The following is a 24,421-nucleotide window of genomic DNA, read 5'->3' on the forward strand; positions in this document are numbered from 1 at the left end:
CGATGCGCGTCGCCACCATCCCCCTGCAACAGACCACTGCGATCTCGATCCAGCGCGCGCAGGAGAAACTGTCGGTCACCCAGGCTCAGCTGTCGACCGGCAAAAAGGCGCCGGACCTCGCCGCACTGGGCAGCGAGGCGGTGCGCACGCTGTCGGCGCATACCTTGCTCGCTAAGCAGGAGGCGCATGCCCAGACCGCGACCCGGCTCGGCACCACGCTCAGCCTCTACGAAACCTCGATCACCGCAATCGAAAATGGCTCGATGGAACTTGGCAACCGCCTGTCGCTGGCGGTCGGCACCGGCGATTCGGCTGGCCTCGACGAAGCCATTTCCGCTGCGTTCGATCAGTTCCGCTCGATGCTCAACACGAGCGAGGGCGGGCTGCCGCTGTTCGGCGGCGGCATCTCCGGTGCCCCCTATACCCCATCTAAGATCGGCGATCTGATCGGTACGGGCGCGGCGGACCATTTCGTGGATGGCGAGGCGATTGCCCGCGCCCGGGTCGGCGACGGCCTTGACCTCAACTATGGCATCACTGCGTCCGAGCTCGGGCTTGAGATGACCGACATCTATCGCAGCCTGGTCGAGGCAGGTCCGTTCGGCGAGCGGCTCACCGACGCACAGAAAGCGACGCTGACCAATATCAAGGTCCAGCTCGACGATGCGGTCGGCGGCATCCGCCGCCTCAATGCTGAGAATGGCCGACGGCTCGCTCAAACAGAAACACTGGTCGATCGCGCCAATGAGCGCGCGCTCGTTCTAAAAGACGTCATAAGCCGTAACGAAGATGCGGATCTGGCGCAGGTCGCGATGGATCTGGCGATGCACAAGACGACATTGGAGGCCAGCTACTCGGTCTTCACTCAGCTCAATGAACTCAGCCTCCTCAATTACATGAGGTGACCCATTTGCGGACGTCCCAGCGGGACGGTCCTGTACCCGAAACAAGCGTATGACCCGAACCGGAGTCTGAACATGAAGGCCTTCACCAACCTGAAAATCGCGTACAAGATCGCGGCATTGCTGCTGATGCTCGGCGCCGTGACCCTTGGCCTTGTCCTGAACAGTGTCAGCACATTGAAGCATGTCGACAAGGAATATGATTACCTCAGCGGCACCACTCTGCCCAACAACACCGAACTTGCCCGCGCCTATCAGGGTGTGATCGACATGAGCCTCTCGGGTTATCAGGTGATGTACTATCCTGGCGGAAGTGAGCGAAGCCGTGAGGCAATTGCGTCGGAGCTGGATTCGTACAAGAGCGCGAAAGCCCGGCTCGCAGCGATCGCGAAATCGGAACCCTATAGCGCCAGCGCCATTTCGCCCATCGTCGCTGACCTCGATGCGCTGCATAAGCTCACCGTGCAGGCCATTGAACTGGGCAAAGCGGATCGCAACGAAGAAGCGGGCAAGGCGCTCGCGGCCGCCGATCCGATGGCGAAGGCGATCCGGGCGGAATTGCGCCGTTTCACCTCTGAACGCGCCGCGGCGGCGACCAAGAAGAGCGCGGAACTGTCCGATATGACGTCCAGCGCGGTCACCTCGATGCTCGTTACCGGCCTGCTCGGTGTCGTCCTTGCCGTTGGCTTCGGCATCTTCATCGCCCGCCGCACGATCATCGCCCCGCTGATGGGTCTTGAAGGCGCGATGCGCACGCTGGCCGAAGGCAATAACCACATCGACGTCAACGGCACCGATCGCGGTGACGAAGTCGGTGCGATGGCCAAGGCGGTGCTCGTCTTCCGCGATAACGCCCAGGAACAGGAGCGCCTGACCGCCGCCAAGGCCCAGGCTGATGCCGAGCAGAAGATGGTGATCGAAACCGTGTCCAGCCATCTGGAATCGCTGGCGCAGGGCGACCTGACCCGGCCGATCAACACCGAATTCACCGGCTCCTATGCCGTACTGAAGGACAATTTCAACGCCGCAGTCACGTCGCTCAGCGAACTGATCCAGTCGGTCATGGAAAGCGTCCGTTCGATCAGCTCCGGCTCGACCGAGATCGAGGCGGCATCGGAAGACCTTGCCCGCCGCACCGAAAGCGCGGCTGCCTCGCTTGAGGAAACCTCGGCCGCGGTTGCGCAGATCAACGATCGCCTGCGCACCGGCGCCGAAGCGGCGACCCGCACCGTCGGTCGCGCCGATCAGGCGATGGTCACCGTCGGCACCGGTCGCGGCACGGCTGAGGAAGCGGTATCGGCCATGGGCCGCGTCGCCGAAAGCGCCAAGGGCATCGACAGCGTGATCGAAGGGCTGGACAAGATCGCCTTCCAGACCCGCGTTCTCGCGATGAACGCCGCCGTCGAAGCCGGCCGTGCCGGCGAAGCGGGCCGTGGCTTTGCAGTCGTCGCCGATCTGGTCGGCCAGCTCGCCATGCGCTCCGAAGAGGAAGCCAAGCGCGCCCGCGAACAGCTGACGGCAACCCAGAATGACGTCGAAATCGCGGTTGGCGCGGTCGAGCGCGTCGATGGCGCGCTGGTCGGCATCTCGTCCGACGTGTCGGCGGTGCATGAAATGTTGAACGGCCTCGCTCAGGACAACCAGGCGCAGGCGGCGGCGGTGCAGCAGATCGCATCGGCGATCGGCACGATGGACGAATCGACGCAGCAGAATGCGGCGATGGTCGAGGAAACCTCGGCAGCGGCGCGCAGTCTCAATTCCGAAGTCCGCGTGCTTGGCGACCGCGCCGACACCTTCCGCACGGCGGCGAGCTCGGGGTCGCAAGCGCCTGCGCCGGTGCGCGCACCGCGACCGGTGACGAAGGCTCCGGCCAAGCCGCGCGCCGCGGCACCCGCGCCCAAGGTCGCGGCAAAGTCCGCGCGCCAGTCGAGCGAGCATGTCTATCAGTCGCCGATCAAGCCGCTGCCGGCCGCGGCGATCCCGTCGCTCGTGCGCAAGAGCGACTCGTGGGACGAGTTCTGACCCCCGAGCCGGCCGGACATTCCCCCCGGACGGTTTGAACCTCGCGGCGGTGCCTCCCCCGGCACCGCCGCTTTTCATTTGCGTGCCGAATGGCGGCGTTGAATGCACCACGCGCCGACCCCAACATGGTGAGGCGGCGCGCAAGACGTGACGGCGGTGTAGGTTGTGCGGGACGTTATCCGCGTGCGAGCAGCAACAGGTCGCCGTCGGCGGCGATCTCGGACACGCCTGCCATGGCGGCGTCGAGCGCGGCCGGATTGACCGCGCCGCTGGACGCGGCCAGCGCGCCCAGCGCTTCGCCCGCCTTGGTCCCGCGTAACGCGGGCAGATAGCGCTTGCGCAATGCGACAAGGCCGGGCTCGTCGCCCAGCATCACCAGCGCAACCGCCTGACGCAGCACCGTGGCATTGCGTTCAGGGCTAAGCACCGCACGATTGGCCTGCGCAAAGCGCGCCCAGTCGCGCGCTTGCCACAGCATCTCGGCGCGCAGGTCGTCTGCTGCGTCGATCTGGTCGAGCATGGCCAGCGCGTCGCCGCGTCGGCCCATGCGCCATGTGGCGATCGCCTGCATCTTTTGGCGGTCTGCGGCGATTGGCGCGGGATAGTCCGGGCCATCGCTGCGGCGCAGGATTGCCAGCGCCTGGTCGGGCTTGTCGGCGAGCAGCAGCAGGCGCGCGATGCGGACCGACAACGGCCCCTTGGCAATGTCGATCGCGCGGTTCTGCATCTGATGCTGCAGCAATTCGGCGGCGCGGAAATGCAGGCCGGCGGCGGACAGCCGATCGGCCAGCGTGCTGACCAGCAGGTCGCCCGGCGCCCCGGTCGGGGACAGGTCGCGATATTCCCAGAACAGCCCAGCCGCCTGTGCGATCGGGCGCTTGGGATCGTTGACCAGCGCCTGAAGACCAGCCTGGATCCGCGTCAGCGTCGGTCCGGTCTGCGTGCCAAGGTCGAAATGACGAAACAGCGTCGCCGATGCGACGAGTGCGATCACCGGATCCTGCGCGCGCTCGGCAATCTGCCATTTGAGCTCGAGCGCCGCGCGCTCGACCGCTCCGCCGCGCCACCGAAAGGTGAGGGCGTCGAGCCGCTTCACCGCCTCGCCTGGCTTGATCGTGCTCCGCGCAACCGCATCGCGGATCAGCGCGAGTTCGGCTGCGGCGCGCTCGGCCGGCGTGCCCGACAGCATCACGCGCTCAAGCCGCAGCTTGCCCGCTTCGGGCTGACCGGTCGCCATCAATGCGATGCCGCGCTGCAGATTGGCCGCGACGTGCTGATCGGGGATCGCGGCAAGAAAGCGCAATGCGCGGGCGTGATGGCCCGACCGGATCAGGCCGTTGGCGGCATCGAGCAGAAAGGCGATACGATCCGCCCCATGGTGCGCCAGGATCGCGGGCACCGCGCATTTGAGCAGTGCGCTGCCAGCTGCGCCGTCGATCACTGCGCCTGCACGGATGCGCCACGCACAGGCTTCCGGATCGGCAAGCAATTCGGGCGCATTGAACCAGGTCAGGGCGGCGGCGTTGCGGTCGGCCAGCACGCTCGCCTTGCCCATCGCCAGCCGCCAGGCCGGTACCAGTTCGAGCGCATGGTCATCCCGTTGCATCGTTTCGAGCACGCCCAGCGCTTCCGAGCCCCGCCGTGTATCGATCAGCGCGGTCGCCAGCTTCCAGCGGGCGGCCTGTCGCGTCTCCGCCGTGCTGCGCGCAATCAGCGACCAGGCGAGGGGGGCGTCGATGGCGGCGCGCGTCCCGGGCGCGGCGCGCGGCATTTCGGCGAGCTGGGCGGCGAAGGGGGTTGGCTTTGCCACCGCGCCGCCGGGGGCGGGTTTGGCCGCTGTCGGGGGCTGCGCACCATGCGCCGGGGCGGCGGGCTTGGCATCGCCCGCCGCCATCGCGGCGCTGGCGCTTCCGGCCAACAGGAGCAGCGCAAGGGCACGTGCCGGGCGAGTCATGTGCGCAGCAGCAACCAGGCCTGGACCACGCCGCCGATCAGCGCGGCGGACAGGAACAGAAATGCGATCACCGCGCGCCCGATTCCGGTTTTGTCGGACGCGCGCGGTGCGGCGGCGCGGCGCGGCGCAGGGCCGGTGGCAAAGCCGCCGCCCAGGCGGCGGTCGGAGGTGCTGCCACCGATAACGCGCATCCGCGCTGGCTTTTGATCGTGACTCATTCAAATCCCAACGGGGCAAGTCCCAACACGGGGTTTTCAATCTATTATAGAAGGGCGGGGCCGGGTGCGGTCCCTGCCGCACGCCTTTGACGGAGACCCCATGCGCCGATCCGCTGCCCGCCTGACTGCCGCTGCCGCATTGCTGGCAGTGGCCGCGCCCGCCGGAGCTGCCGGCGGCGGCGGGGGAGAGGCTGCCGTCGTTCCGCTGGGGAAGTTTCGTGTGCCGATCATCGACGCCGGGCGGCTCGATGGCGACCTTGAACTTGAGCTGGCCATTACTCCGGCCGACGGTGTCGATGCGGGTGCGTTGGGCGCGGCCCAACCGGCATTGCGCGCGGCGATGCTGTCGGCCCTGCTGGACTTTGCACAGCTGAACGCGTCACCGCGGATCGCGGTGGATGCCGAGGCGCTGGCCCATGCGCTCGATACCGCCGCACATGCCGCCGATCCGCAGGCCGGCCATGTGCTGATCCTCGAAGTGCGCACCAGCCCCGCGCGCGGCGCGCCGTAATTTAGATCCCCCGCATTCCGGTCAGCGGCAACACTTCGCGCATCACCCGGTCGATCGCGGTGACCAGCGCATCATCGCCGTCACGCGTCGCCTGTCGGATCAGCGACTCCAGCCCCTCGACCGTGGTGCGCCCGACGCGACGCATGTGATGCGGCGAGGACGCTTCCTCCAGGATTCGCGTCGTCGCGCGTTCCAGCTGCGGGATGGCGCGATCGGCGAAATCGGGCCGGACGCGCTGATCGGCCACGAACACCGTGCCGAGCTTCGCCCCCTGCACGCCGCGCATCGGCACGGCAGCGTAAGCGCGCAGCGCGAGCGGTCCGGCGACGAAGCGATTGTCCGCGAACTTCGGGTTCGCCGACAGATCGGTCTCGGCCATGGGGATCTGGGTTTCGACGACCCCGGCGCATAGCGATTCGGACAATGGGACCGCGTCGAGATCGACGCCATGCAGCACCGGTAACCAGCAAAATCCGCTGTCGACCACGCTGACGCCCGCGATCGGGACATCCATCGTGCGGCTCAATTCCTGGATCAACGCGTTGAAGCGCGGCGAATCGCGCAGCGCCAGCAGGCCGGACGCGAACAGCGCCGCACGACGCAGCGCATCTTCGCTCGACAAAGGCACACTGTCCGAGTCGGGGATCGTCACTGATGTCTCCGCTCAAGGACCCCGCTTATCGCAAGATGAACTTAGCGGACCGCTCCTGTCAGTATTGTAGTATTACAGTAATGCGTTGCGTTCTCATTTGGGCGCGGCGCGGCCAGCCCTGGTGGGTGTCGCTGCAGCCGCTTTGGGCTGGGTCATTCCGCCCCGCGCAAGCGCCATGCCCAGGGTCGCGGCGGCATCGGGCGACATGGCCTGCATCATCAGCGCGGCGTTGCGCTCGCGCATCCGCTGCGCCACCTGGAACTGCACGTCGGGGCTCAGCTTCTCAAACACTGGCGCGGCTTTGGCGGGCTTCATCGACTGAAAGATGCGGGCCAAATCGCTATAGCGTTTTTCCTCCGCAGCGGCAGCGGCATCGGGCGCGCCAGCGGCACCCGCATCGGCTCCGGCCTTGCCCTCGGCTGCTGCCTTGGCCTGTGCGTCCTTCTGCTGGCGCTGCAACCTCAGCCGCGCCGCCTTGAGCGCCTGTTCGCGCAGGTCGAGCGCGCGGCGGCGCTCGGCCTCCTTGCGCTGGGCGGCATTGATCTCGCCCTCGATCTGGCTGCCGAGCCGCGTTTTGGGCACGACCGATTCGCCTACGGCCACCGCCGCATCGACGCCGTTTGCCACCGCACCAACTGTCGCGACGGCGGCGGTGATCAGCAGGAAGGGGATGCGCATCAGTACCGGTCCACCGGTTCGGCGCGCCGTGCCGCTGCGGCGGATTCGACCAGCCGCTCGGCGGTCGAATCCGCAATCTCGATCATCATCCGCAATTCGTCTGCCACCGCCTTGGCGCGCGCGGCGTCATGGGTTCCGCGGGCATATTGGGTCAGCGTGCCCTTGAGCTCGGACAGCACCAGCCGCGCCTGCACGGTCGCCTGGTCGAGGGTCGACACGACCTGCGCCAGATCGTTGCGCTTCAGTGCGTTGAGCGCGCGCATCATGCGCATGCTCTGAACAATCACCACCGTGCAGAACAGCATCGTCAACACGTTCGCAATCAGCGAATAGGTCATGCGCGCTTCTCCTTGGCGATGTCGGACACCAGCCGCACCGCAATCTTGTTCGATCGCTGGCCGATCTGGGCGCGGCCGATGGTCACGCCGCCGCATTGCATGTCGAGTGGCTGGTCGGGGTCGGCGAACAGCGGGATCGTCTGGCCGATCTTGAAGTCGCGCACGGCACCCAGGGCCATGTCGCGTTCGCCCAGGACGACGTCCAGCGTCACGTCCACCTTGCGCACCTCCGACGCCATATGGACTTCCCAGATCGTGTCGCGGCCCAATTTTTCGCCCATGAACCGCTGGTTGAGCAGATGGCGTACCGGCTCGATCGTCGCATAGGGCAGCAGGATGCTGAAATTCCCTCCGCGCTCGTCCATGCTGACCCGGAAGGTGGCGACCGCGCAGACGTTGGTCGTGCCGGCGATCGCGACGAAGCGCGGGCTGCTTTCCACGCGCTCCAGCTCGATCGTGGTCGGGGTGATCGGCGCCATCGACGTCGACAGGTCGCTCAGCACATGGCCCAGCATGCGCGAGACAAGGTCGGTTTCGATCGTGGTGAAGCCGCGCCCGTCGATCATCACCTGATCGCCGCCGCCGCGCCGCCCGCCGAGCAGCGCGTCGACCACGGCATAGATCAGGCTGGAATCGACCGAGACCAGGCCATAATTTTCCCATTCCTCGACGCGAAACACGCCGATCATCGCGGGCAGCATGATGTGGTTGAGATAATCGCCGAAACGGATCGAGGTCACTTCCTCCAGGCTGACGTCGATCGCATCGGAGGTCAGGTTGCGCATCGACGTCGCAAAGATGCGGACCATGCGGTCGAACACGACTTCCAGCATCGGCAGCCGCTCGCGGCTGATGACGTTGGATTCGATGACCGCGCGCAGCCCTTCCTTGGGCTGGCCGAAACCCCCGACCTGCCCGAACAGCGCGTCGATCCCCGCCTGGTCGAGCAGCGCCTCGGCGTCGGAATCGAACTTGGGCGGCTCGGGCAGCTCGAAATCGTCGAAATTATCGCTCATTGCTGCACCAGATCCTGGATCAGAACGTCTTTGACCGCGTCCGGCCCCAGCGTCTGGGTGGCGCGGACCAGCAGCTCTTCCTTGACGCGATAGACTGCGCCCGACCCATTCAGGTCTTCGGGGCGCAGCTCGCGCAGGAACGGCTGATAGGCGTCGATCAGCAGCGGCAGCTTGCCCTGCAGCTTCTCGACCGAGCTTGCCTTGCCCGGCACAAGCACGAAATGGACCTTCAGGAAGCGCGCGGCACCGTCCGCGCTGCGCAGGTTTACGACCAGCGGGGGGACGTCGAGATAGGCGCTGCCGGCCTTTCCGTCCTTGCCGCCCTTTTCCTTGTCGCCATCGTCGCCGCCTTCTTCGGCCTCTGCCTCGGCTTCGCCCTCGCCATGTTCACCCTCGGCAGTTTTTGCCGCCGGCTTGTCCGACCCCATCAGGAAAAAGGCTGCGCCACCGCCGCCGCCGCCCAGCACCAGCACGGCCGCGCCGATGATGATCATCAGCTTCTTCTTGCTGCCCTTGGGCTTGGCTGCCGCCTCGCCGTCCTTGGCTTCGACGATGATGTCGTCGCTCATGTCTCGCGCCCCAATCTCTTTGCCCATCCGCGACCGGACCGGCGGAATGTTCCTATTATAGGGGAGTGGGGCGGCAACATTTGCCTAGCCGCAAAAAACTTGGACGATTTTTTTCGGAGGGCGGTGGCGATGGATATCTCATCCTATGTGCTGCTGAGTCACAATCAGGCGCTGCGGCGTCGGCTCGACGTGAGCGCGAACAATATGGCCAATATCTCGACGGCCGGGTTCAAGCGCGAAGCGCCGGTGTTCCGCGAATATGTGGAGCAGAGCGGCGGCGGCACGGATGCGCCGGTCAAGACGACGTCGATGGTGCTCGACTATGGCGCGGTGCATGACCAGAGCGCGGGCGCGTTTCTCGCGACCGGCAATCCGATCGACGTGATGATCGACGGCGCGGGCTATCTCGCGGTCGAAACGCCGGAGGGCGGCACCGCCTATACGCGCGCGGGATATCTGAAGGTCGGTGAGGATGGCACGCTGCAGACGGCGGGCGGGCTGGCCCTGCTCGGCGAAGGTGGTCGCCCGATCACGATTCCGCCCGAACAGGCGGGGCAGGTCAGCATCGGCAAGGACGGCACGGTCAGCGCGGGCGACGCGCAGGTCGGTCGCGTCGCGGTGACGGTGTTCGACGACGAACGCATGGTCGATCCGCGCGGCGACGGCACCTTCACCGGCACTGGCGGACGCGAACTGGCCGCCGCCGACACCAAGCTCAAGACTGGCGGCGTCGAAGGATCGAACGTCCAGGCGATCGTCGAGACCACCAATATGGTCGAGATCCTGCGCGCTTATCAGACCAGCATGAAGATGTCGGAGTCGCTGGGCGACATGCGCAAGTCCGCGATCGACAAGCTTGGCCGCTTTGGCTGACCCCATTTCCACGGAGACTGACCCATGCGTACCCTCTCCATCGCCGGCACCGGGATGCTCGCGCAGCAGACCAATGTCGATGTGATCTCGAACAACATCGCGAACATGAACACGACCGGCTACAAGCGCCAGCGTGCCGAGTTTCAGGACCTGCTCTATCAGCAGGTGACCCGGCCCGGCGGCGCATCCGGCCCCGACAGCCGCGTGCCGACCGGCATTCAGATCGGCGCGGGCGTCAAGACCGGCGGCGTCTATCGCATCGCGACCCAGGGCGCGATGAGCCAGACCGACAATCGCTATGACGTGGCGATCCAGGGGCGCGGCTATTTCGCAATCACGCTGCCATCGGGCGAAACCGCCTATACCCGCGACGGTTCGTTTCAGTTGTCCGATCAGGGTGAGCTGGTCAGTGCCGACGGCTTTCCGGTCCAGCCGGGCATCACCATTCCCGCCGAAGCGGTCGATGTAACGATCTCCAAGACCGGCGAAGTTCAGGTGATCCTTGCCGGCCAGCCCGAGCCGCAGAATGTCGGCCAGCTCCAGCTCGCGACCTTCATCAACGAAGCCGGGCTCGAGGCGCAGGGCGGCAACCTCTTCCTCGAAACCGCCGCATCGGGCCAGCCAACCCTCGCCAATCCGGCTGAGCCGGGCTTCGGCGCGTTGCAACAGGGCTTTGTCGAGGCGTCGAACGTCAATCCGGTCGCCGAAATCACCGCGCTGATCACAGCGCAGCGCGCCTATGAAATGAACAGCCGCGTCGTGAAGACTGCGGACGAGATGCTGGCCACCACCAGCCAGCTGCGCTGATGATCTATCGCATCGCCTTCATCGCCGCGGCGTTGGTTCCGGTGGCCGCACCGGCGCAGACGCCGGCGGCGCCCGCTCCGGCGCGCGCGGTGCCCGCACAGGTCGAGGTCGCCGTGCTCACGCGCCCGGTCCAGCGCGGCGAGATCCTCTCCGCCGACGACTTTGTCTATGAAAAGCGCTCACCCAACATGGGTCGCGGCGCGATCGATGCCGAAGCCGCCAAGGGGCTGGAGGCGGTGCGCCCACTCTCGCCTGGATCGGTGGTGCGGATCAGCGACGTCATCACCCCGCGGCTGGTCCGCCGGGGCGAGCCGGTGCTGATCGCTTACAAGGTCGGCGCGCTCACCATCACCACCCAGGGCCGCGCCCTGGCCAGCGCGGGGGCGGGCGAACCCGTCCGCGTCGTCACCACCTCCACCCAGCGCACGCTCGACGGCTTCGTCGCGGGCAACGGGCTGGTCCGTATCCTGTATTGAGGGAGCAGATACCCATGAAGAAGATCATCCTCGCCGTCACTGCGGCGACCCTGGTTTCCGGCTGCGGCGCAGTCGATCGGCTCGGCCGCATCGGCAAGGCACCCAAGATGTCCGCGCCCGAGGACATGGCGATGCCGGGCGGCGAACGCTCGATCGGCAATCCCGGCTATCGGCCCGGCACCGCCGCAGCGGCGGTGTCCAATGCGCCGGTCGCGCCCGGCACCGTCCCGGCTCAGACACCGGCCGCCTCCGCTTCGCTGTTCCGCGCCGGTGCCGGCGCGTTCCTCAGCGATCAGCGCGCGACCCGCATGGGCGACATTCTGACGATCAAGATCAACATCGCGGACAAGGCCGAGGTGGGCAACAACACTTCTCGCAACCGCAGCGGTTCGGAAAATGCCGGTATCGCCTCACTGCTCGGGCTCCAGAATCTGCTGCCCAAGTCGATCGACCCGACCAACCTCGCCAGCACCAATTCGAAATCGCAATCGAGCGGCGGCGGCAATATCAGCCGTTCCGAAACGATCAACATGACCATGTCGGCGATCGTCACCAACGTCTTTCCCAACGGCAATCTCGGCATCCGGGGCCGTCAGGAAGTGCGCGTGAACAACGAACTGCGCGAACTGGTCGTCAGCGGCGTGGTCCGCCCACAGGATATCGGCCGCGACAATTCGGTGCGCCACAGCCAGATCGCCGAGGCGCGGATCAGCTATGGCGGCCGCGGCCAGCTGTCGGATGCACAGCAGGCGCGCTGGGGCCAGCAGATCTACGACGCGCTGTTTCCATTCTGAGCTTGGCCCGTCCCAGCCGGGGGGCCGTGGACGGGCCAGCCCCTTTCCCAGCCGGGGGGCCGAGGAAAGGGAAGGGAGGCGCAGAAGCGCCGCCATTCCAAAGAGGGGGAGGGAGAAACCCTCCCCCTTTTTTGTTGCCTGCTCCAGTTCCGTCATGCTGAACTTGGTTCAGCATCCACCGCGCCACCAGCGGCTCAGTCGCGTTTGGAGCGGTGAACCCTGAGACGAGTTCAGGTGGCGATCGGGAAAGGACGACGGCGGTCGATCTGAATTTCCGGCCGCTAGGCGTCGCCGTTGCAATGCACAGAGACCAATGTTTTCGTCGGGGCGTGATAACGGACGTTTATCACCGCGCAGCCTCCATCAAAGATTGCGGGCATCTCGGTGGCAGCGATCCAATAGGATTGGTCGTTTTCCCATCGCTGCTCGGGCATGCCGCCGGAAATGTATCTCGCGTCTACGTTTCCATCCGATCCATGCGTGTAAAGGCGCGCATAGGTACTGAGGTCATGTTCCGGCACCTGCGCGCTCACCTGTCGCTCGATGATCACCGATAGTGCCGCGTCGCCCGACAAGGGGGCGGATTGGCTGGGCAGGGCGGTGGGCTGGTTGGTCTCTTCGCTTCCACAGCCTGCCAACGCAAAGGCCAGCAACACACACGAGACGCCAATTCGCCCCATTATTTGCTCACCCCGCGTCGCCTTCGCCGTCGCTCCGTCCCGCCTTCAGCGCCTCATGCCGGTCGATCGACTTCTGGATATGCCGCCGCGCCGCGCGCCGCGCCGCTGCCGGGTCGCCCGCCTCGATCGCGGCATGGATCGCCTCATGGTCGCGGTTGATCATGCGGGCATAGCGCTGGTGCTTCCGGGGGTCGTTGCCCTGCAGATACAGCTTGCGCGACGGCACCAGCCGCACGCCCAGAAACTGGGTGAAGCGCACGAAATAGGCATTGCCCGTCGCCCGCGCGATCGCCGCGTGGAAGGCCGCGTCGGCGGCGACCGATCCTTCCGCCTCGGTGCTTGCATCCATCGCCGCCAGCGCGGCGCGGATGTCCTCCAGGTCCGCCTCGGTCCGGCGCTCGGCGGCGAGCGCGGCCATCTCCGCCTCAAACCCCATGCGCATTTCCAGCAGGCGCAGCACATCGTCGATCGCGCTGACCTCGTCCGGCGTCACCTGAAATGCGCGATACTGCGCGCCCTCGGCGACATAGGCACCCGATCCGCGCCGCGACACCAGCAACCCGCGCGCAGCGAGGCGCGAATAGGCCTCCCGCACCACGGTGCGGCTGACCCCGAAACTCTCGGTAATCGCCTTCTCGGTCGGAAAACGCGAGCCCGGAGGCATCTCCCCCCGTTCGATCTGTTCCTCGAACCGCTGGACCAGATCGTCGGCCAGCGACGCCGCTTTGGTTACCGTCATTACGGGACCGATAGCATTGCGCGGCTGGGGCTGGCTAGGGTGTGAAATCAGGACGTTGCTGCTGGACATAGGCGTGCCAATCGGGTTCGCGCTTGAAATCGGGACCGCCGCTCCACGCCGCGCCGGCATAATAGACAAAGGGTGTTCCGGGCGTGACCCGCACGAGGATCAGGTAATTGTCCGCGTCCTCCGCAAATCCGACGAACGCGGCCGGATCGACCATCACCGCGCCAGCCATCGCGCCCTTGTCCGGCGTTTCCGGCCCCCACCAGATCAGCCGAGCCCGCTCGCTGTCCTTGGTGACCTTACCCAGCGCGGTGCCGGTGGGGCGCTTCGACAGGCCGATCGCAGCCGTCAGCGGCTTGGCGCTGCTCGACCTGATCGTCGAGGTCATCCGGATAAAGTTGCTGCCCGGCACCAGCGCGAACTGCCGCGTCTCGGCCACGTTGCGCGCCGTATCGACCGGCCAGGCGGGATAGTCGACGCTGAACGCCGCGCGATCCGGCCCGGCGCTCTCGATGCGCGGGTTCACATAGTTGCGCGACGTCCACAATTTATTGTCGTGCCAGATGCCCAGGCCCCCGATCCCGCGTCCGGTGCCGACATTGTAGAAATCGACGCCCTCACCCTGATCCTGATGCTGGTCCCCGGTGCGCAGTTGCCGGTCCATGAACGGCCAGCGCACGCGCTTCCCCCACGCGTCGATGCCCGAGGAGGACGGCGGCTCGGCCGCCTCCAGCGGGCGGCCATAGATGCGGAACGCAATCCGGTCATTCTCGAACAGCAGGTCGCCATAGCGATACTCGGCGATGGACACCGCCGCGCGCTCTCTCTGCTCTTCGGCAGAGGCGGGGCGCAGGGGTTTATGCTGCTGTGCCGAGGCTGCCGGGGCGACCAGCAGCGCAAGCCCGGTGATCGCCATGGCCATGCGGCGTGTTCGCGGTTCCGGCATCCAATCCCCTCGACTATTGTCTAGTTGTGTGACAACCTTATTGGCGGCTAAACGTCAATTGGAAAGATTATGGCACCGGTGTCAACAGCCAAGATGCGCCGGTGCGTTTAGGAGAGGGGTTGTGACCGTCACGCACCGCGTCGCAGCCAGAGGGAAATGAGATGTCGTTGATTCTGCTCGCCCTTGCCGGGGCTGCCCCCGCTGCAGCTACGCCCCCGGTGGCGGTTGCAGCGGTTGCGCCGCGCGCGCAGTTGCCGCGCCCCGACACGATCCCGGCGCAAGTCCGCCGCGTCGCCGATTGGCAGCTCGCCAACCGCAGCGGCACCGCCTTCTTCACCTATGCCTTTGCCTGGGGCGTCGACGCCGGGCTGCTCGACCGCGCGACATATCAGCCAGCGGCGATCCGCGGCTGGGACGCGATCGTCGGCGCGGTGCAGTCCGATGGCATGCTCGGCTGGGTGCAGCAGGTCGGCGATCGGCCCGACAGCGTGTCGGCGAAGGAAACCCAATTCTATGGCGCGGGCGCCTTTCTGCTCGCCGGTACCGCGATGGCCGATCTCGCGCGGAAGGAGTCCAATTGATGCGTTCGTTGTTGCTGATCGCCCTTGCAACCCCCGTCGCCGTGCAGGCCGCACCGGTCGATCGCCGCGCGGATGCGCCGGCCGGCCCGGTCTATACCGACGCCGTCGCGCCGATGGACACCAGCGTTACCACGCGCCTGTCACCCCAACTTGAAAAACTGGTCGAGCAGCTGCTCCGCGATGGCAAGGCGACGAAGATCGACGGCGTCGCCGTGTTCGGCGGCGGGGACAAGTTCCTTCCGGGCAAGATCGCCGCGACCATGGCGCATCGGATCGTCGCGCTCGAACCGAATGACCCCCGGCTCGACCAACGGCTGCGCGAATTTGCTGACATGGCCGACCTCACGCTGGCAAACGACAATGAAAGCTGGGGCCTCTATTATTACATCGCCGCGCTGCACGACCTGCATGCGCGTGGCCTGCTCGAACGCGCCGTCCGCCCGGCGACGCTCGCCACGCTCAAGCAGCGGCTCGACTGGCGCCGCTTCGTCCGACCGGACCTCAGCCTGATCAACCTGCCCAACAACTATTACGGCGTCGCCTTCTCGATCGCGCGTTTCCGCCACCTGCTCGGCTGGGAGGATGCGAGCGCGGGCGACCAGCTGCTCGCACGCATGATCGACCATTATCGCAAATATTCGGGCGAATATGGCTTTGCCGACGAGACCGAGGGGAAGGGGCGGTTCGACCGCTATTCGGTGCTGCTGATCGGGGAGATCGCGCACCGCCTGCTCGAAACCGGCATGACGCCGAGCGATGAGGTCAAGGCATGGCTGCGCAAGTCGGTCGACCTGCTGCTCCCGCGCTTCAACCTGCACGGTGACGGGTTCGAATATGGCCGCAGCATCGGCACCTATGGCGACACCGCCTTCCTCGAAGTGCTGACCGCCGCCGCCTTGCTCAAGGTGATGACCCCGGTCGAGGAGCGCATGGCCTATGCCTTCTCCAGCCGGGTCACCGCGCGCTACATGGATTTCTGGATCGATCCGGTCAGCGGGTCGGTCGACCTGTGGGGCCGCACCGCATGGGGGCAGGGGCGGCGCACCGATGCCTATCGCGGGGAAGGGCGCATCCTCGGCGAGAATTTCAGCCTCGCCCGCCAGCATATCTACACCAACGCGATCTGGAACCGGCTCGGCTATCGCGGGCAGGCACCCGATCCGGGCTTTGCACGCTGGCTCGACACGCTGCCGCGCTCGACCATGACCTGGTTCGCGCGCGGCGTGCATGATCGCGGGCTGGTGACGATCCGTGACGGCAATCGGATGATCTCCCTGCCCATCATCAACGGGGCGGAGGGGCAGCATATGAACAACCCCTATTTCCCGATCCCCTTTTCGCCCGGGATGCTCGCCGCGTCGGCCGACGCGACCTTCACGCAGCTGTTGCCGCGCATCACGCTGGCCAATGGCGACGTGCTGATGCCGCTGGCCTTCTTCAAGGATGTGCGCGTCACGCGGCGCGGCGCGGTGACCGATGTGCGCTGGCACCAGACCGCGCTCGACCGCATGGGCGGTAATGACGCGCAGCTCGACACCCGCGTGTCGATCGAGACCCATTACCGCTTCTCTCCCGGGAAGATCGAACGAAGCGACCGCATCGTCCCGGCAGAGGGGGTCAAGATCGCACGGATCGATATGGAGTTTGCGAGCTTCTCCGACGCACCCGCGCAGCGGGCCGGGGCGGTGACCTTTGCCCGCGGCGCGGTGCAGCGCTTCGCCACCACCGGCTATGGCGCATGCGCCGCGGCGGCGCCGAGCGACCCGGTCTATCGTGCCCCGGTCGGCCCCTTCGCAACGGTCGTCAAATGCGCCCGCACAGCGGGGGAGATGCCCTCGGGAGTGATCGCCACAAGTTGGACTTTGTCATACAACTACGACTAAGGGCTAGTTGACCGCGGCCAAGCCAGTTGTCATACATCCTTGGCAACTCGGCTGGGCCATCCCTCTCTCGGTCCGCGCCATCACCGCCGCCGCGGGGTCTCTACCCCCGGCGGCGGCCTTTTTGGCTCAAGTTTAACGCCCCCGTCGCGCGTCCCACCACGCGAGTCGCTCGGCGATGCGCTTCTCCGTCCCCCGGTCGGTCGGGGTGTAGAAGGTCTCCGGCGTCATCTCCTCGGGCCAGTAATTGGCGCCGCTGAACCCGTCCTCGGCATCATGGTCATAGGCATAGCCCTTGCCATAGCCGATCTCCTTCATCAGCTTGGTCGGCGCGTTGAGGATGTTCTGCGGCGGCATCAGCGATCCGGTTTCCTTCGCTGACCGCCACGCCGCCTTCATGGCCTTGTATGCCGCGTTCGATTTGGGTGCGGTCGCGCAATAGAGGCATGCCTGCACGATCGCGAGTTCGCCCTCGGGCGACCCCAGAAACTCATAACTGTCTTTGGCAGCGAGGCACTGGATCAGCGCCTGCGGGTCGGCCAGGCCGATATCCTCGCTCGCAAACCGTACCAGCCGCCGCAGCACGTACAGCGGCTCCTCGCCGGCCACCAGCATCCGCGCGAGATAATAGAGCGCCGCCTGTGGATCGCTCCCGCGCAGCGATTTGTGGAGTGCGGAGATGAGGTTGTAATGCCCCTCGCGGTCCTTGTCGTACACCGCGACCCGGCGTTGCAGGAACGCCGACAGCCCCGCCGGATCGAGCGGCGCGTCGAAGCTGACCGAGTAGAGCGTCTCCGCCTGATTGAGCAGGAACCGCCCGTCACCATCCGCGCTCGCCACCAGCGCATCGCGCGCCTCGGAGGTGAGGGGGAGGGGGCGGCCCTCGATCGCCTCGGCGCGGTCGAGTAACTGGCTCAGCGCCGGATGATCCAGCCGCCGCAGGATCAGCACCTGCGCCCGGCTGAGCAGTGCAGCGTTGAGTTCGAACGACGGATTCTCGGTCGTCGCGCCGACCAGGGTCACCGTGCCGTCCTCGACGAACGGCAGAAACCCGTCCTGCTGCGCGCGGTTGAAGCGGTGAATTTCGTCCACGAACAACAAGGTCCGCTGACCGATCCGCGCATGCTCCTTCGCCTCGGCGAACACTTTTTTGAGGTCCGCGACACCCGAAAACACCGCGCTGATCGCGACGAAGCGCAAGCCGACCGCATCGGCGAGCAGCCGTGCCGTCGTCGTCTTTCCAGTCCCCGGCGGCCCCCACAGGATGATCGACGACAGCTTCCCCGCCGCCACCATCCGCCCGATCGCGCCCTCCGGCCCGGTCAGATGTTCCTGCCCGACGACCTCCTCCAGCCGAGCCGGACGCAGCCGATCGGCCAGCGGCGCGGAGGCGGAAACTTCGGAAGGGGAGGCGGCGGGTGCGGTCCCGCCGAACAGGTCAGCCATGGCGGCGGATATAGGAATTCAGCACCCCAACGCGAAGGGGCTTGTCAAAACACATTCAAGATATATCTTAAACGCATCACGACTCGAATATGAAGGATATAGAATGTTTCGAGCACATCATCGCGGCCACGGGCCGCACGGCATGCACGCCAGCCGCGGACGCCGCCAATGGGGGCCGTTCACGGTCGAATGGGACATCAATGCCGAAGCGACCGGCGGGCGCGGCGGTGGCCGCGGACGGCGCCGCATCTTCACCGGCGACGAACTCCGCCTCGTCCTGCTCGCGCTGATCGCCGACCAGCCGCGCCACGGCTATGACCTGATCCGCGAGATCGAAGAGCGCACCGGCGGCGCCTATGCCCCCAGCCCCGGCGTGGTCTATCCGACGCTGACCCTGCTCGCCGACATGGATCATATCGCCGAACAGGCGGCGGAGGGCGCTAAGAAGCTCTATGCGATCACCGCGACCGGGCAAGCGCATCTTGAGGAAAACGCCGAACAAGTGACGCTGCTGATGGGCCGCCTCGCCGAACTCGGCACCCAGCGCGAACAGAGCGGGCGCAGCCCGGTGCGCCGCGCCATGGGCAACCTCAAGATGGCTGTGATGCAGCGGCTGAGCGACGGCGAAGCCGATCAGGAGACGGTCGACGCGATCGTCGACATCATCGACGCCGCCGCGCGCAAGGTGGAGCGCCTCTGATGACCGCCACCGCAACCGGCTTCGCCCCGACCGACAAGGCGTCGCGCTACCTGCAGCAGCTGTGCAAGCATTGGGAGCATAACCTCAAGGTCGAGTACACCGCCAACCATGGCACGATCGTGTTTCCAAAGGACGCGCGTGGCGCGAACTGGCCCGGCGACGGGCTGGTCACGCTCGACGCCAAGCCCGACGGCATCGCGATCCGCATCGACGCCAGCGCACCCGAACAGGCCGAGGGGTTGAAGGGCGCGATCGAACGCCATCTCGACCGGTTTGCGTTCCGGGAGGAGGGGCTGAAGTACGATTGGTCCTAAATCCCCCTCCCGCTTGCGGGAGGGGCTAGGGGAGGGCCTGTCAACACGCTGCTAGGCCGGTGGAGGAGGACAGGCCCTCCCCCGACCCCTCCCACAAGTGGGAGGGGAGCGCGCCTCACCGTCCCCCCATCACCGCAAGATACGCATCCAGCACCGCCTGATTGACCTGCGGCCAAACCTGCGCCTGCATCCGCTGATGCCCCAGCGCCCCGAAGCGCGCGCGCATCTCTGCATCGCGCGCCAGCCGCTCGATCGCGTCGGCATAGGCGGTGACGTCGCGGGGCGGGACCAGAAAGCCGGTCTCGCCCTCGACCACCAGATCCATCGCTCCGGTCGCGCGCGCGGCAACCACCGGCACGCCGCACGCCATCGCTTCCGACGTCACATTACCGAACGTCTCGGTCACCGACGGGTTGAAGAACACGTCCATCGACGCGACCGCGCGGCCGAGCGCATCGCCCGACTGGAACCCGGTAAAGATCGCCTCGGGCACCTGTCCCGCGAACCACTCCCGCGCCGGACCTTCGCCGACCACCAGCACCTTGTGCGGCACTCCGCGCCGGGTCAGCTCGCGCGCGACCTCGGCAAAGATGTCGAGCCCCTTTTCCAGCACCAGCCGCCCGAGGAAGCCGATGGCGGGCACATCATCGGCAATCCCCAGCCCGCGCCGCCACTCCAGGTCGCGCCGCTGCGGATTGAACCGTGCATGATCCACCCCGCGCGACCAGATGCCGATCGGCGTGGTCACGCCCCAGCTCTGGATCAGATCGGCGATCGACTGGCCCGGCACCATCACCCGATCGACCCGGTTGTAAAAGCGCTTCAGCCGCCGGATCAGCCACGGCTCGACAAAGCCCAGCCCATAATAGCGCGGATAGGTTTCGAACCGCGTGTGCAGCGACGCGACCACCGGAATGCCCTGCTTGCGCGCCCACGCCACTGCGGCATGGCCCAGAAATTCGGGTGCGGAGACATGGACGAGGTTCGGTGCAAACGCCTCCAGATCCTCCCGCGGCGCGCGCGGCAATCCCAGCGCGACCTTATACTCGCCGCGCCCACCGGGCATGGCAAAGGCTGGCACGCTGACCAGATCGCCCTCCGGCTCAAACGCGGGCTTTTCGACGGTCGGCGAATAGACGCGCACCGTGACCCCAGCATCGAGCAAATGGCGCACCAGCTTGTTCAGCGCCTGGTTCGCGCCGTCGCGCACATAATTATAGTTGCCGCTGAACAGCGCAACGCGAAGGTCGGTCGGAGTCATCACGCCCCATTAGCTGCACGTGCGCGCACGCGCTACCTTTGCTCCAGGCGACCAACTCGTCTGTTGCCAAGTGTCGAAGATGCGATGAGAAAACTGCAAGAGGTCCAAAGGGGGAGAGCGGACGTGGCGGGAGGATTCGCGCGGAGCATGACGATCGCGGTTGCGGGCATCGCGGGGTTGGCCGCGCTGGTGCCCGCCTATGGCCAGGAACGCGCCGTCAGCGCGCGCCAGGCGGTCGATACCTTCATGCAGGGTCGGACGCTGGACGTGGTGATCGAGCCGCGCCCTGTGGCGTGCTCGCCCTCATTTGAGGTCTGCTACTCGAACTATTTCCGCAAGCTCCGCTGGGTTCAGGACGATGCGCCCCGGCTGTCCTGCCGCAGCGCCATGCTTCCCGTAAAGCGCCGGGTTTCCTATCGCCTGGTCGATGAGGGCGAACCGCCGTTCGCACCGGCTGCGGTCTTCGCACGCATCGCCGATCCGCAGGACGCTTGGATCGATTGGCGAGCGGTGACGCGCATTGTGCGTGAAGACCGGGTCGTGCGTGTGCTTGCGCCGCTCAACGCCTATCGAGTCAATTTCACCTTTGCGAAGACCGCCGATGCCGCGCGCGCGGCCGAGCAGTTCGAGGCGCTGCGAACGGCCTGCGCCGATCCCGAAGCGCCGGTCACCGATTTGCTGCAGGCCTATCGTGTGTCGCTGAGGACGCTTCAAGAAAGTGCGACGGGGCTCCGCGTCAAGCTCCCGCGCGACACGGTTCCGGACACGGCACGGTCGAACGTTACCATTGCCTATCTTCGCGGCGGCATGTGCGAAAGCGGCAGTCTCGGCGGGTTCAGTGACGGCAAGCGTTTCACCATCGCATTTCCCGACCTGCGAAACGGGTCGGTAGTTTCGCGAGAGGCGGATATCGTCCGGATCGATGCCGCAGTCGCGGGCTATGTGGTGGAGTTCGACCTGAAGACCGAACAAAGCGCCGCTACGCTGGCCGATGCGGTGGGATTCATCGCCAACTGGTGCAGGACCCAGTACGCGCCCACCAAAATCTATCCCCGCATGTGGTGAACGGTCCTCGTCACAGTCCATCGATAGCGCGCCGGGGCATGGCAACGCGATGGCGGCGCGCCTATCTCCGGGGAACAGGAGATTCCCATGGCCGATCTGTCCGCCTTCCCGATCACCCGCCGCTGGCCCGCGCAGCATCCCGACCGCATTCAGCTCTATTCGCTCAACACCCCCAATGGGGTGAAGGCGGGGATCATGCTCGAGGAGACCGGCCTGCCCTATGAGGCGCATCTGATCGATATCGGCGCGGACGACCAAAAGTCGCCCGAATTCCTCAGCCTCAATCCTAACGGCAAAATCCCCGCGATCCTCGATCCCGATGGCCCGAACGGCCGCCCGCTCGCGCTATTCGAAAGCGGCGCGATTTTGCTGTACCTCGCCGACAAGACCGGCAAATTCCTCGACCCCGTGCAGCGTTACGAGACGATCGGCTGGGTGATGTGGCAGATGGGCGGGCTTGGCCCGATGTTCGGCCAGCTCGGCTTCTTCCACAAATTTGCCGGGCGCGAGATCGCGGACAAGCGCCCGCTCGACCGCTATGTCGCCGAATCCAAACGCCTCCTCGGCGTCCTCGATACGCAGCTCAAGGGCCGCGACTGGATCATGGGCGACTATTCGATCGCCGACATCGCCTCGCTCGGCTGGGTCCGCAATCTGATCGGCTTTTACGAGGCGCGCGATCTGGTCGGCTTCGACGAATTCGCCAACGTGGCGGCCTGGCTGGAACGCGGTCTTGCCCGTCCAGCCGTTCAGCGCGGACTGATGGTCACGGCAAAGGAGTAATCCGGGCGCAATTCATTGCGCGTTCACCGCCCAAACGTTTATCTCGGATGTCGCCCTGAGACGGTCGGCCTGTTCTGAGTGACATTTCAGGGAGGGTTCCGATGTCCGTTCTCGCACTTTCGCTCGCTGCGCTGCTGCTGCCGACCGCGATCCAGACCGACCGCCCATCCGGCGCGGCGGCGGGTGATGAAAAGGCCAATCACAATACTGCACGGTCCAACAAGAGCACCGTCGCCGCGCCGGGCGGTCCCTCCGTCGGGACGGGCGATGCCACGGCGAACCACAACACCATCCGGTCGAGCAAGAACAAGGGCGGTCGTGGCCCGGCGCCGGCCAGCGGCGGCACGCAGCCTGAGGGTGGGACGCAGGAAAACGCGCCAAAACCCCAGTGATCGACCCCGTTTTCCAAACGCATATTCCCTTTTCGTTCCGCTCGGGTTAGGCAGGCGTCATGGCCAAACCCAAGAAGCGTTACGTCTGTCAGTCCTGCGGCTCCGTGACGTCGCAATGGGCGGGGCAATGCGCCGATTGCGGTGAGTGGAACACGTTGGTCGAGGATGCCGGCGCGGTCGTCACGCCGTTTCAGGCCAAGCATAACCTTCAGGGCGGCGGGCGGATGATCCTGCTGTCCGGGCTCGACGCCGATGTCCCGCTGCCCGCGCGGATGGGCACCGGGATCGCCGAGCTCGACCGCGCGCTGGGCGGCGGCTTTGTCGAGGCGTCGGCGACCCTGATCGGCGGCGACCCGGGCATCGGCAAGTCGACGCTGCTGCTTCAGGCGGCGGCACGGATGGCGCTGGCGGGCAAGAGCGTCGCCTATGTCTCGGGCGAGGAGGCGGCCGATCAGGTGCGGCTGCGCGCCCGCCGCCTGGGCCTCGGCAACGCGCCGGTACAGCTCGCCTCGGCGACCAGCGTGCGCGACATCCTCACCACGCTCGGCGGCGCTAGCCCGCCCGACCTGCTCATCATCGATTCGATCCAGACGATGCACAGCGACCTGATCGAGGGCGCACCCGGTACGGTCAGTCAGGTGCGCGCATCGTCGCAGGAGCTGATCCGCTTCGCCAAGGAACGCGGCACCGCGCTGGTGCTGGTCGGCCATGTGACCAAGGATGGCAGCCTCGCCGGCCCGCGCGTGCTCGAACATATGGTCGACACCGTGCTGGCGTTCGAGGGTGAGCGCAGCCACCAGTATCGCATCCTGCGCGCGGTCAAGAACCGCTTCGGCGGCACCGACGAGATCGGCGTATTCGCGATGCAGACCGAGGGGCTGACCGAAGTCGGCAACCCGTCCTCGCTGTTCCTCACCAGCCGCGACGAAAGCGTCAGCGGCACGGTGGTGTTTCCTGCATTGGAAGGCACCCGCCCGGTACTGGTCGAGATTCAGGCGCTGGTCGTCCGCCTCGCATCCGGCGCCACCCCCCGCCGCGCCGTGGTCGGCTGGGACAGCGGCCGGCTGGCGATGATCCTTGCCGTGCTCGAGGCACGCTGCGGCCTCAGCTTCGCGACCAGCGAAGTCTATCTCAACATCGCCGGCGGCTATCGCGTCCAGGACCCCGCCGCCGACCTCGCGGTCGCCGCCGCGCTCATCTCGGCACTGTCCGAACGCCCGGTCGCGACCGACATGGTCACGTTCGGCGAAATCGCGCTGTCGGGGGAGGTGCGCCCGGTCGCGCATGGCGCCTTGCGGCTCAAGGAAGCGGGCAAGCTCGGCTTCACCCGCGCGCTCGCGCCCTCGGCGCAGGCGCCTGAGGGCAGCGTCGCGCTAACCGGTTTCCGCAACCTCACCGGCTTTGTCGACCATATGCTCGGGCGCTGAACGCTTGCGCCGCCGGGCGAGCAGGTGCCGCGCGGGATCGAGCACCGCCAGCATCACCGCTGTCGCCGCGACATCCGCCAGCCAGTCGTCCAGCGCCGCCGTCCGTCCCAAGGCGGGCAGCATCTGGGCAAATTCGATCAACGCCCCGAACCCGGCAAAGGCCAGCAGCAATGTCACCGCCCGCACGCGCGGATAGGCGAGCCGCGCCAGCCCGGTCAGCACGACAAAGGCAATGATATGCTGCACCTTGTCCCCCGGATCACCCGGCAGGGCGGGGGGCTTAGGCAGCACCGCCATCACGAAGGCGAACACCAGCGCCGCCCAAAAGGCGACCACGAAGAATCGACGAAGCAGGATCATGCGCCTCAGATAGGGCGCGGCGCACCTTTAT

At 66.4% G+C, this 24,421-nt stretch carries 28 protein-coding genes; 15 read left to right on the forward strand and 13 right to left on the reverse strand.

The window, feature by feature from the left end; translation table 11 throughout:
* Positions 1-2 precede the first annotated feature (2 nt).
* Together ACRYLO_RS03210 and ACRYLO_RS03215 are read left to right on the forward strand one after the other, a co-directional pair.
* Positions 3-905 carry a flagellin gene (locus tag ACRYLO_RS03210; RefSeq protein WP_482658837.1) on the forward strand — a complete coding sequence of 301 codons (903 nt, stop codon included), beginning with the start codon at positions 3-5 and terminating at the stop codon, positions 903-905.
* Positions 906-977: 72 nt separating this feature from the next.
* Positions 978-2,924 (forward strand): methyl-accepting chemotaxis protein, encoded by a 1,947-nt coding sequence (locus tag ACRYLO_RS03215; RefSeq protein ID WP_482658838.1) that lies wholly within the window; start codon positions 978-980, stop codon positions 2,922-2,924.
* A 175-nt stretch (positions 2,925-3,099) separates the two neighbouring features.
* Here ACRYLO_RS03215 and ACRYLO_RS03220 read toward each other — a convergent pair whose 3' ends face one another.
* Together ACRYLO_RS03220 and ACRYLO_RS03225 are read right to left on the reverse strand one after the other, a co-directional pair.
* Positions 3,100-4,878, reverse strand: a complete 1,779-nt coding sequence (locus ACRYLO_RS03220) for an endoglucanase (RefSeq protein ID WP_482658839.1) — start codon at positions 4,876-4,878, stop codon at positions 3,100-3,102.
* On the reverse strand, positions 4,875-5,096 hold the full coding sequence (locus ACRYLO_RS03225) for a hypothetical protein (protein ID WP_482658840.1): 222 nt from the start codon (positions 5,094-5,096) through the stop codon (positions 4,875-4,877). The genes ACRYLO_RS03220 and ACRYLO_RS03225 overlap by 4 nt, the downstream gene beginning before the upstream one ends.
* A gap of 100 nt (positions 5,097-5,196) precedes the next feature.
* Here ACRYLO_RS03225 and ACRYLO_RS03230 point away from each other — a divergent pair, with 100 nt between their 5' ends.
* Positions 5,197-5,607, forward strand: a complete 411-nt coding sequence (locus ACRYLO_RS03230) for a hypothetical protein (RefSeq protein WP_482658841.1) — start codon at positions 5,197-5,199, stop codon at positions 5,605-5,607.
* A gap of 1 nt (position 5,608) precedes the next feature.
* On the opposite strand, the gene ACRYLO_RS03235 is transcribed toward ACRYLO_RS03230, so the two are convergent.
* The 5 genes from ACRYLO_RS03235 to ACRYLO_RS03255 all read right to left on the reverse strand — a co-directional run bounded on the left by ACRYLO_RS03235 (position 5,609) and on the right by ACRYLO_RS03255 (position 8,860).
* Positions 5,609-6,259, reverse strand: a complete 651-nt coding sequence (locus ACRYLO_RS03235) for a GAF domain-containing protein (RefSeq protein ID WP_482658842.1) — start codon at positions 6,257-6,259, stop codon at positions 5,609-5,611.
* 93 nt (positions 6,260-6,352) lie between these two features.
* A complete protein-coding gene (locus tag ACRYLO_RS03240; RefSeq protein ID WP_482658843.1) occupies positions 6,353-6,937 on the reverse strand; it encodes a MotE family protein in 585 nt (194 codons plus the stop codon).
* Positions 6,937-7,275 carry a DUF6468 domain-containing protein gene (locus ACRYLO_RS03245; protein WP_439538847.1) on the reverse strand — a complete coding sequence of 113 codons (339 nt, stop codon included), beginning with the start codon at positions 7,273-7,275 and terminating at the stop codon, positions 6,937-6,939. Before ACRYLO_RS03245 ends, ACRYLO_RS03240 begins: the two co-directional genes overlap by 1 nt.
* Positions 7,272-8,291, reverse strand: a complete 1,020-nt coding sequence (gene fliM, locus ACRYLO_RS03250; RefSeq protein ID WP_482658844.1) for a flagellar motor switch protein FliM — start codon at positions 8,289-8,291, stop codon at positions 7,272-7,274. Before fliM ends, ACRYLO_RS03245 begins: the two co-directional genes overlap by 4 nt.
* Positions 8,288-8,860: a flagellar basal body-associated FliL family protein gene (locus tag ACRYLO_RS03255; protein WP_482658845.1), complete on the reverse strand. Its 573-nt coding sequence runs from the start codon at positions 8,858-8,860 to the stop codon at positions 8,288-8,290. Before ACRYLO_RS03255 ends, fliM begins: the two co-directional genes overlap by 4 nt.
* 129 nt (positions 8,861-8,989) lie before the next feature.
* Here ACRYLO_RS03255 and ACRYLO_RS03260 point away from each other — a divergent pair, with 129 nt between their 5' ends.
* The 4 genes from ACRYLO_RS03260 to flgH are packed head-to-tail and all read left to right on the forward strand — an operon-like array spanning position 8,990 to position 11,810.
* Positions 8,990-9,733, forward strand: coding sequence for a flagellar hook basal-body protein (locus ACRYLO_RS03260; RefSeq protein ID WP_482658846.1), 744 nt, complete (start codon positions 8,990-8,992; stop codon positions 9,731-9,733).
* 24 nt (positions 9,734-9,757) lie between these two features.
* Positions 9,758-10,540: a flagellar basal-body rod protein FlgG gene (gene flgG / locus ACRYLO_RS03265; RefSeq protein WP_482658847.1), complete on the forward strand. Its 783-nt coding sequence runs from the start codon at positions 9,758-9,760 to the stop codon at positions 10,538-10,540.
* Positions 10,540-11,016 carry a flagellar basal body P-ring formation chaperone FlgA gene (gene flgA, locus ACRYLO_RS03270; protein ID WP_482658848.1) on the forward strand — a complete coding sequence of 159 codons (477 nt, stop codon included), beginning with the start codon at positions 10,540-10,542 and terminating at the stop codon, positions 11,014-11,016. The genes flgG and flgA overlap by 1 nt, the downstream gene beginning before the upstream one ends.
* Before the next feature lie 14 nt (positions 11,017-11,030).
* Positions 11,031-11,810 carry a flagellar basal body L-ring protein FlgH gene (gene flgH, locus ACRYLO_RS03275; RefSeq protein ID WP_482658849.1) on the forward strand — a complete coding sequence of 260 codons (780 nt, stop codon included), beginning with the start codon at positions 11,031-11,033 and terminating at the stop codon, positions 11,808-11,810.
* A gap of 281 nt (positions 11,811-12,091) precedes the next feature.
* On the opposite strand, the gene ACRYLO_RS03280 is transcribed toward flgH, so the two are convergent.
* From ACRYLO_RS03280 to ACRYLO_RS03290, 3 genes are read right to left on the reverse strand one after another with little or no spacing between them, the layout of a single operon-like run.
* Positions 12,092-12,466 (reverse strand): hypothetical protein, encoded by a 375-nt coding sequence (locus ACRYLO_RS03280; RefSeq protein ID WP_482658850.1) that lies wholly within the window; start codon positions 12,464-12,466, stop codon positions 12,092-12,094.
* Positions 12,467-12,497: 31 nt separating this feature from the next.
* Positions 12,498-13,229 (reverse strand): FadR/GntR family transcriptional regulator, encoded by a 732-nt coding sequence (locus ACRYLO_RS03285; RefSeq protein ID WP_482658851.1) that lies wholly within the window; start codon positions 13,227-13,229, stop codon positions 12,498-12,500.
* A gap of 34 nt (positions 13,230-13,263) precedes the next feature.
* Positions 13,264-14,181, reverse strand: coding sequence for a DUF4861 family protein (locus ACRYLO_RS03290; protein ID WP_482658852.1), 918 nt, complete (start codon positions 14,179-14,181; stop codon positions 13,264-13,266).
* Between the two features lie 161 nt (positions 14,182-14,342).
* On the opposite strand from ACRYLO_RS03290, the gene ACRYLO_RS03295 reads away from it, so the two are divergent.
* Both ACRYLO_RS03295 and ACRYLO_RS03300 read left to right on the forward strand, forming a co-directional pair.
* On the forward strand, positions 14,343-14,762 hold the full coding sequence (locus tag ACRYLO_RS03295) for a glycoside hydrolase family 88 protein (protein WP_482658853.1): 420 nt from the start codon (positions 14,343-14,345) through the stop codon (positions 14,760-14,762).
* Positions 14,762-16,645 (forward strand): hypothetical protein, encoded by a 1,884-nt coding sequence (locus ACRYLO_RS03300; RefSeq protein WP_482658854.1) that lies wholly within the window; start codon positions 14,762-14,764, stop codon positions 16,643-16,645. Before ACRYLO_RS03295 ends, ACRYLO_RS03300 begins: the two co-directional genes overlap by 1 nt.
* Positions 16,646-16,777: 132 nt before the next feature.
* On the opposite strand, the gene ACRYLO_RS03305 is transcribed toward ACRYLO_RS03300, so the two are convergent.
* Complete coding sequence (locus tag ACRYLO_RS03305) at positions 16,778-18,088, reverse strand: replication-associated recombination protein A (protein WP_482658855.1); 1,311 nt, start codon at positions 18,086-18,088, stop codon at positions 16,778-16,780.
* Between the two features lie 103 nt (positions 18,089-18,191).
* Here ACRYLO_RS03305 and ACRYLO_RS03310 point away from each other — a divergent pair, with 103 nt between their 5' ends.
* Together ACRYLO_RS03310 and ACRYLO_RS03315 are read left to right on the forward strand one after the other, a co-directional pair.
* The gene (locus ACRYLO_RS03310) at positions 18,192-18,788 is read left to right on the forward strand and encodes a PadR family transcriptional regulator (RefSeq protein ID WP_482658856.1); all 597 of its coding nucleotides are present in this window, start codon (positions 18,192-18,194) and stop codon (positions 18,786-18,788) included.
* Positions 18,788-19,102 carry a DUF2218 domain-containing protein gene (locus ACRYLO_RS03315; RefSeq protein WP_482658857.1) on the forward strand — a complete coding sequence of 105 codons (315 nt, stop codon included), beginning with the start codon at positions 18,788-18,790 and terminating at the stop codon, positions 19,100-19,102. Before ACRYLO_RS03310 ends, ACRYLO_RS03315 begins: the two co-directional genes overlap by 1 nt.
* Before the next feature lie 115 nt (positions 19,103-19,217).
* Here ACRYLO_RS03315 and ACRYLO_RS03320 read toward each other — a convergent pair whose 3' ends face one another.
* Positions 19,218-20,363: a glycosyltransferase family 4 protein gene (locus ACRYLO_RS03320; RefSeq protein WP_482658858.1), complete on the reverse strand. Its 1,146-nt coding sequence runs from the start codon at positions 20,361-20,363 to the stop codon at positions 19,218-19,220.
* 147 nt (positions 20,364-20,510) lie between these two features.
* Here ACRYLO_RS03320 and ACRYLO_RS03325 point away from each other — a divergent pair, with 147 nt between their 5' ends.
* The 4 genes from ACRYLO_RS03325 to radA all read left to right on the forward strand — a co-directional run bounded on the left by ACRYLO_RS03325 (position 20,511) and on the right by radA (position 24,030).
* Entirely contained in the window at positions 20,511-21,428 is a 918-nt protein-coding gene (locus tag ACRYLO_RS03325; protein WP_482658859.1) for a hypothetical protein, read from the forward strand.
* A gap of 87 nt (positions 21,429-21,515) precedes the next feature.
* The gene (locus ACRYLO_RS03330) at positions 21,516-22,211 is read left to right on the forward strand and encodes a glutathione S-transferase N-terminal domain-containing protein (protein WP_482658860.1); all 696 of its coding nucleotides are present in this window, start codon (positions 21,516-21,518) and stop codon (positions 22,209-22,211) included.
* 101 nt (positions 22,212-22,312) lie between these two features.
* Positions 22,313-22,603 (forward strand): hypothetical protein, encoded by a 291-nt coding sequence (locus ACRYLO_RS03335; RefSeq protein WP_482658861.1) that lies wholly within the window; start codon positions 22,313-22,315, stop codon positions 22,601-22,603.
* 59 nt (positions 22,604-22,662) lie between these two features.
* Positions 22,663-24,030: a DNA repair protein RadA gene (radA, locus tag ACRYLO_RS03340; RefSeq protein WP_482658862.1), complete on the forward strand. Its 1,368-nt coding sequence runs from the start codon at positions 22,663-22,665 to the stop codon at positions 24,028-24,030.
* Here the strand turns inward: radA and ACRYLO_RS03345 are convergent.
* The gene (locus ACRYLO_RS03345) at positions 23,977-24,390 is read right to left on the reverse strand and encodes a VanZ family protein (RefSeq protein WP_482658863.1); all 414 of its coding nucleotides are present in this window, start codon (positions 24,388-24,390) and stop codon (positions 23,977-23,979) included. The genes radA and ACRYLO_RS03345 overlap by 54 nt on opposite strands.
* Between the last annotated feature and the right edge of the window lie 31 nt (positions 24,391-24,421).

It is taken from the genome of Sphingomonas sp. SDUR79 (assembly GCF_056821745.1).

Coding starts and splice junctions, on each gene's coding strand:
- ACRYLO_RS03210 (WP_482658837.1), top strand. CDS start 3: ATGCGCGTCGCCACCATCCCCCTGCAACAGACCACTGCGATCTCGATC.
- ACRYLO_RS03215 (WP_482658838.1), top strand. CDS start 978: ATGAAGGCCTTCACCAACCTGAAAATCGCGTACAAGATCGCGGCATTG.
- ACRYLO_RS03220 (WP_482658839.1), bottom strand. CDS start 4,878: ATGACTCGCCCGGCACGTGCCCTTGCGCTGCTCCTGTTGGCCGGAAGC.
- ACRYLO_RS03225 (WP_482658840.1), bottom strand. CDS start 5,096: ATGAGTCACGATCAAAAGCCAGCGCGGATGCGCGTTATCGGTGGCAGC.
- ACRYLO_RS03230 (WP_482658841.1), top strand. CDS start 5,197: ATGCGCCGATCCGCTGCCCGCCTGACTGCCGCTGCCGCATTGCTGGCA.
- ACRYLO_RS03240 (WP_482658843.1), bottom strand. CDS start 6,937: ATGCGCATCCCCTTCCTGCTGATCACCGCCGCCGTCGCGACAGTTGGT.
- ACRYLO_RS03245 (WP_439538847.1), bottom strand. CDS start 7,275: ATGACCTATTCGCTGATTGCGAACGTGTTGACGATGCTGTTCTGCACG.
- fliM (WP_482658844.1), bottom strand. CDS start 8,291: ATGAGCGATAATTTCGACGATTTCGAGCTGCCCGAGCCGCCCAAGTTC.
- ACRYLO_RS03255 (WP_482658845.1), bottom strand. CDS start 8,860: ATGAGCGACGACATCATCGTCGAAGCCAAGGACGGCGAGGCGGCAGCC.
- ACRYLO_RS03260 (WP_482658846.1), top strand. CDS start 8,990: ATGGATATCTCATCCTATGTGCTGCTGAGTCACAATCAGGCGCTGCGG.
- flgG (WP_482658847.1), top strand. CDS start 9,758: ATGCGTACCCTCTCCATCGCCGGCACCGGGATGCTCGCGCAGCAGACC.
- flgA (WP_482658848.1), top strand. CDS start 10,540: ATGATCTATCGCATCGCCTTCATCGCCGCGGCGTTGGTTCCGGTGGCC.
- flgH (WP_482658849.1), top strand. CDS start 11,031: ATGAAGAAGATCATCCTCGCCGTCACTGCGGCGACCCTGGTTTCCGGC.
- ACRYLO_RS03285 (WP_482658851.1), bottom strand. CDS start 13,229: ATGACGGTAACCAAAGCGGCGTCGCTGGCCGACGATCTGGTCCAGCGG.
- ACRYLO_RS03290 (WP_482658852.1), bottom strand. CDS start 14,181: ATGCCGGAACCGCGAACACGCCGCATGGCCATGGCGATCACCGGGCTT.
- ACRYLO_RS03295 (WP_482658853.1), top strand. CDS start 14,343: ATGTCGTTGATTCTGCTCGCCCTTGCCGGGGCTGCCCCCGCTGCAGCT.
- ACRYLO_RS03300 (WP_482658854.1), top strand. CDS start 14,762: ATGCGTTCGTTGTTGCTGATCGCCCTTGCAACCCCCGTCGCCGTGCAG.
- ACRYLO_RS03305 (WP_482658855.1), bottom strand. CDS start 18,088: ATGGCTGACCTGTTCGGCGGGACCGCACCCGCCGCCTCCCCTTCCGAA.
- ACRYLO_RS03310 (WP_482658856.1), top strand. CDS start 18,192: ATGTTTCGAGCACATCATCGCGGCCACGGGCCGCACGGCATGCACGCC.
- ACRYLO_RS03315 (WP_482658857.1), top strand. CDS start 18,788: ATGACCGCCACCGCAACCGGCTTCGCCCCGACCGACAAGGCGTCGCGC.
- ACRYLO_RS03320 (WP_482658858.1), bottom strand. CDS start 20,363: ATGACTCCGACCGACCTTCGCGTTGCGCTGTTCAGCGGCAACTATAAT.
- ACRYLO_RS03325 (WP_482658859.1), top strand. CDS start 20,511: ATGACGATCGCGGTTGCGGGCATCGCGGGGTTGGCCGCGCTGGTGCCC.
- ACRYLO_RS03330 (WP_482658860.1), top strand. CDS start 21,516: ATGGCCGATCTGTCCGCCTTCCCGATCACCCGCCGCTGGCCCGCGCAG.
- ACRYLO_RS03335 (WP_482658861.1), top strand. CDS start 22,313: ATGTCCGTTCTCGCACTTTCGCTCGCTGCGCTGCTGCTGCCGACCGCG.
- radA (WP_482658862.1), top strand. CDS start 22,663: ATGGCCAAACCCAAGAAGCGTTACGTCTGTCAGTCCTGCGGCTCCGTG.
- ACRYLO_RS03345 (WP_482658863.1), bottom strand. CDS start 24,390: ATGATCCTGCTTCGTCGATTCTTCGTGGTCGCCTTTTGGGCGGCGCTG.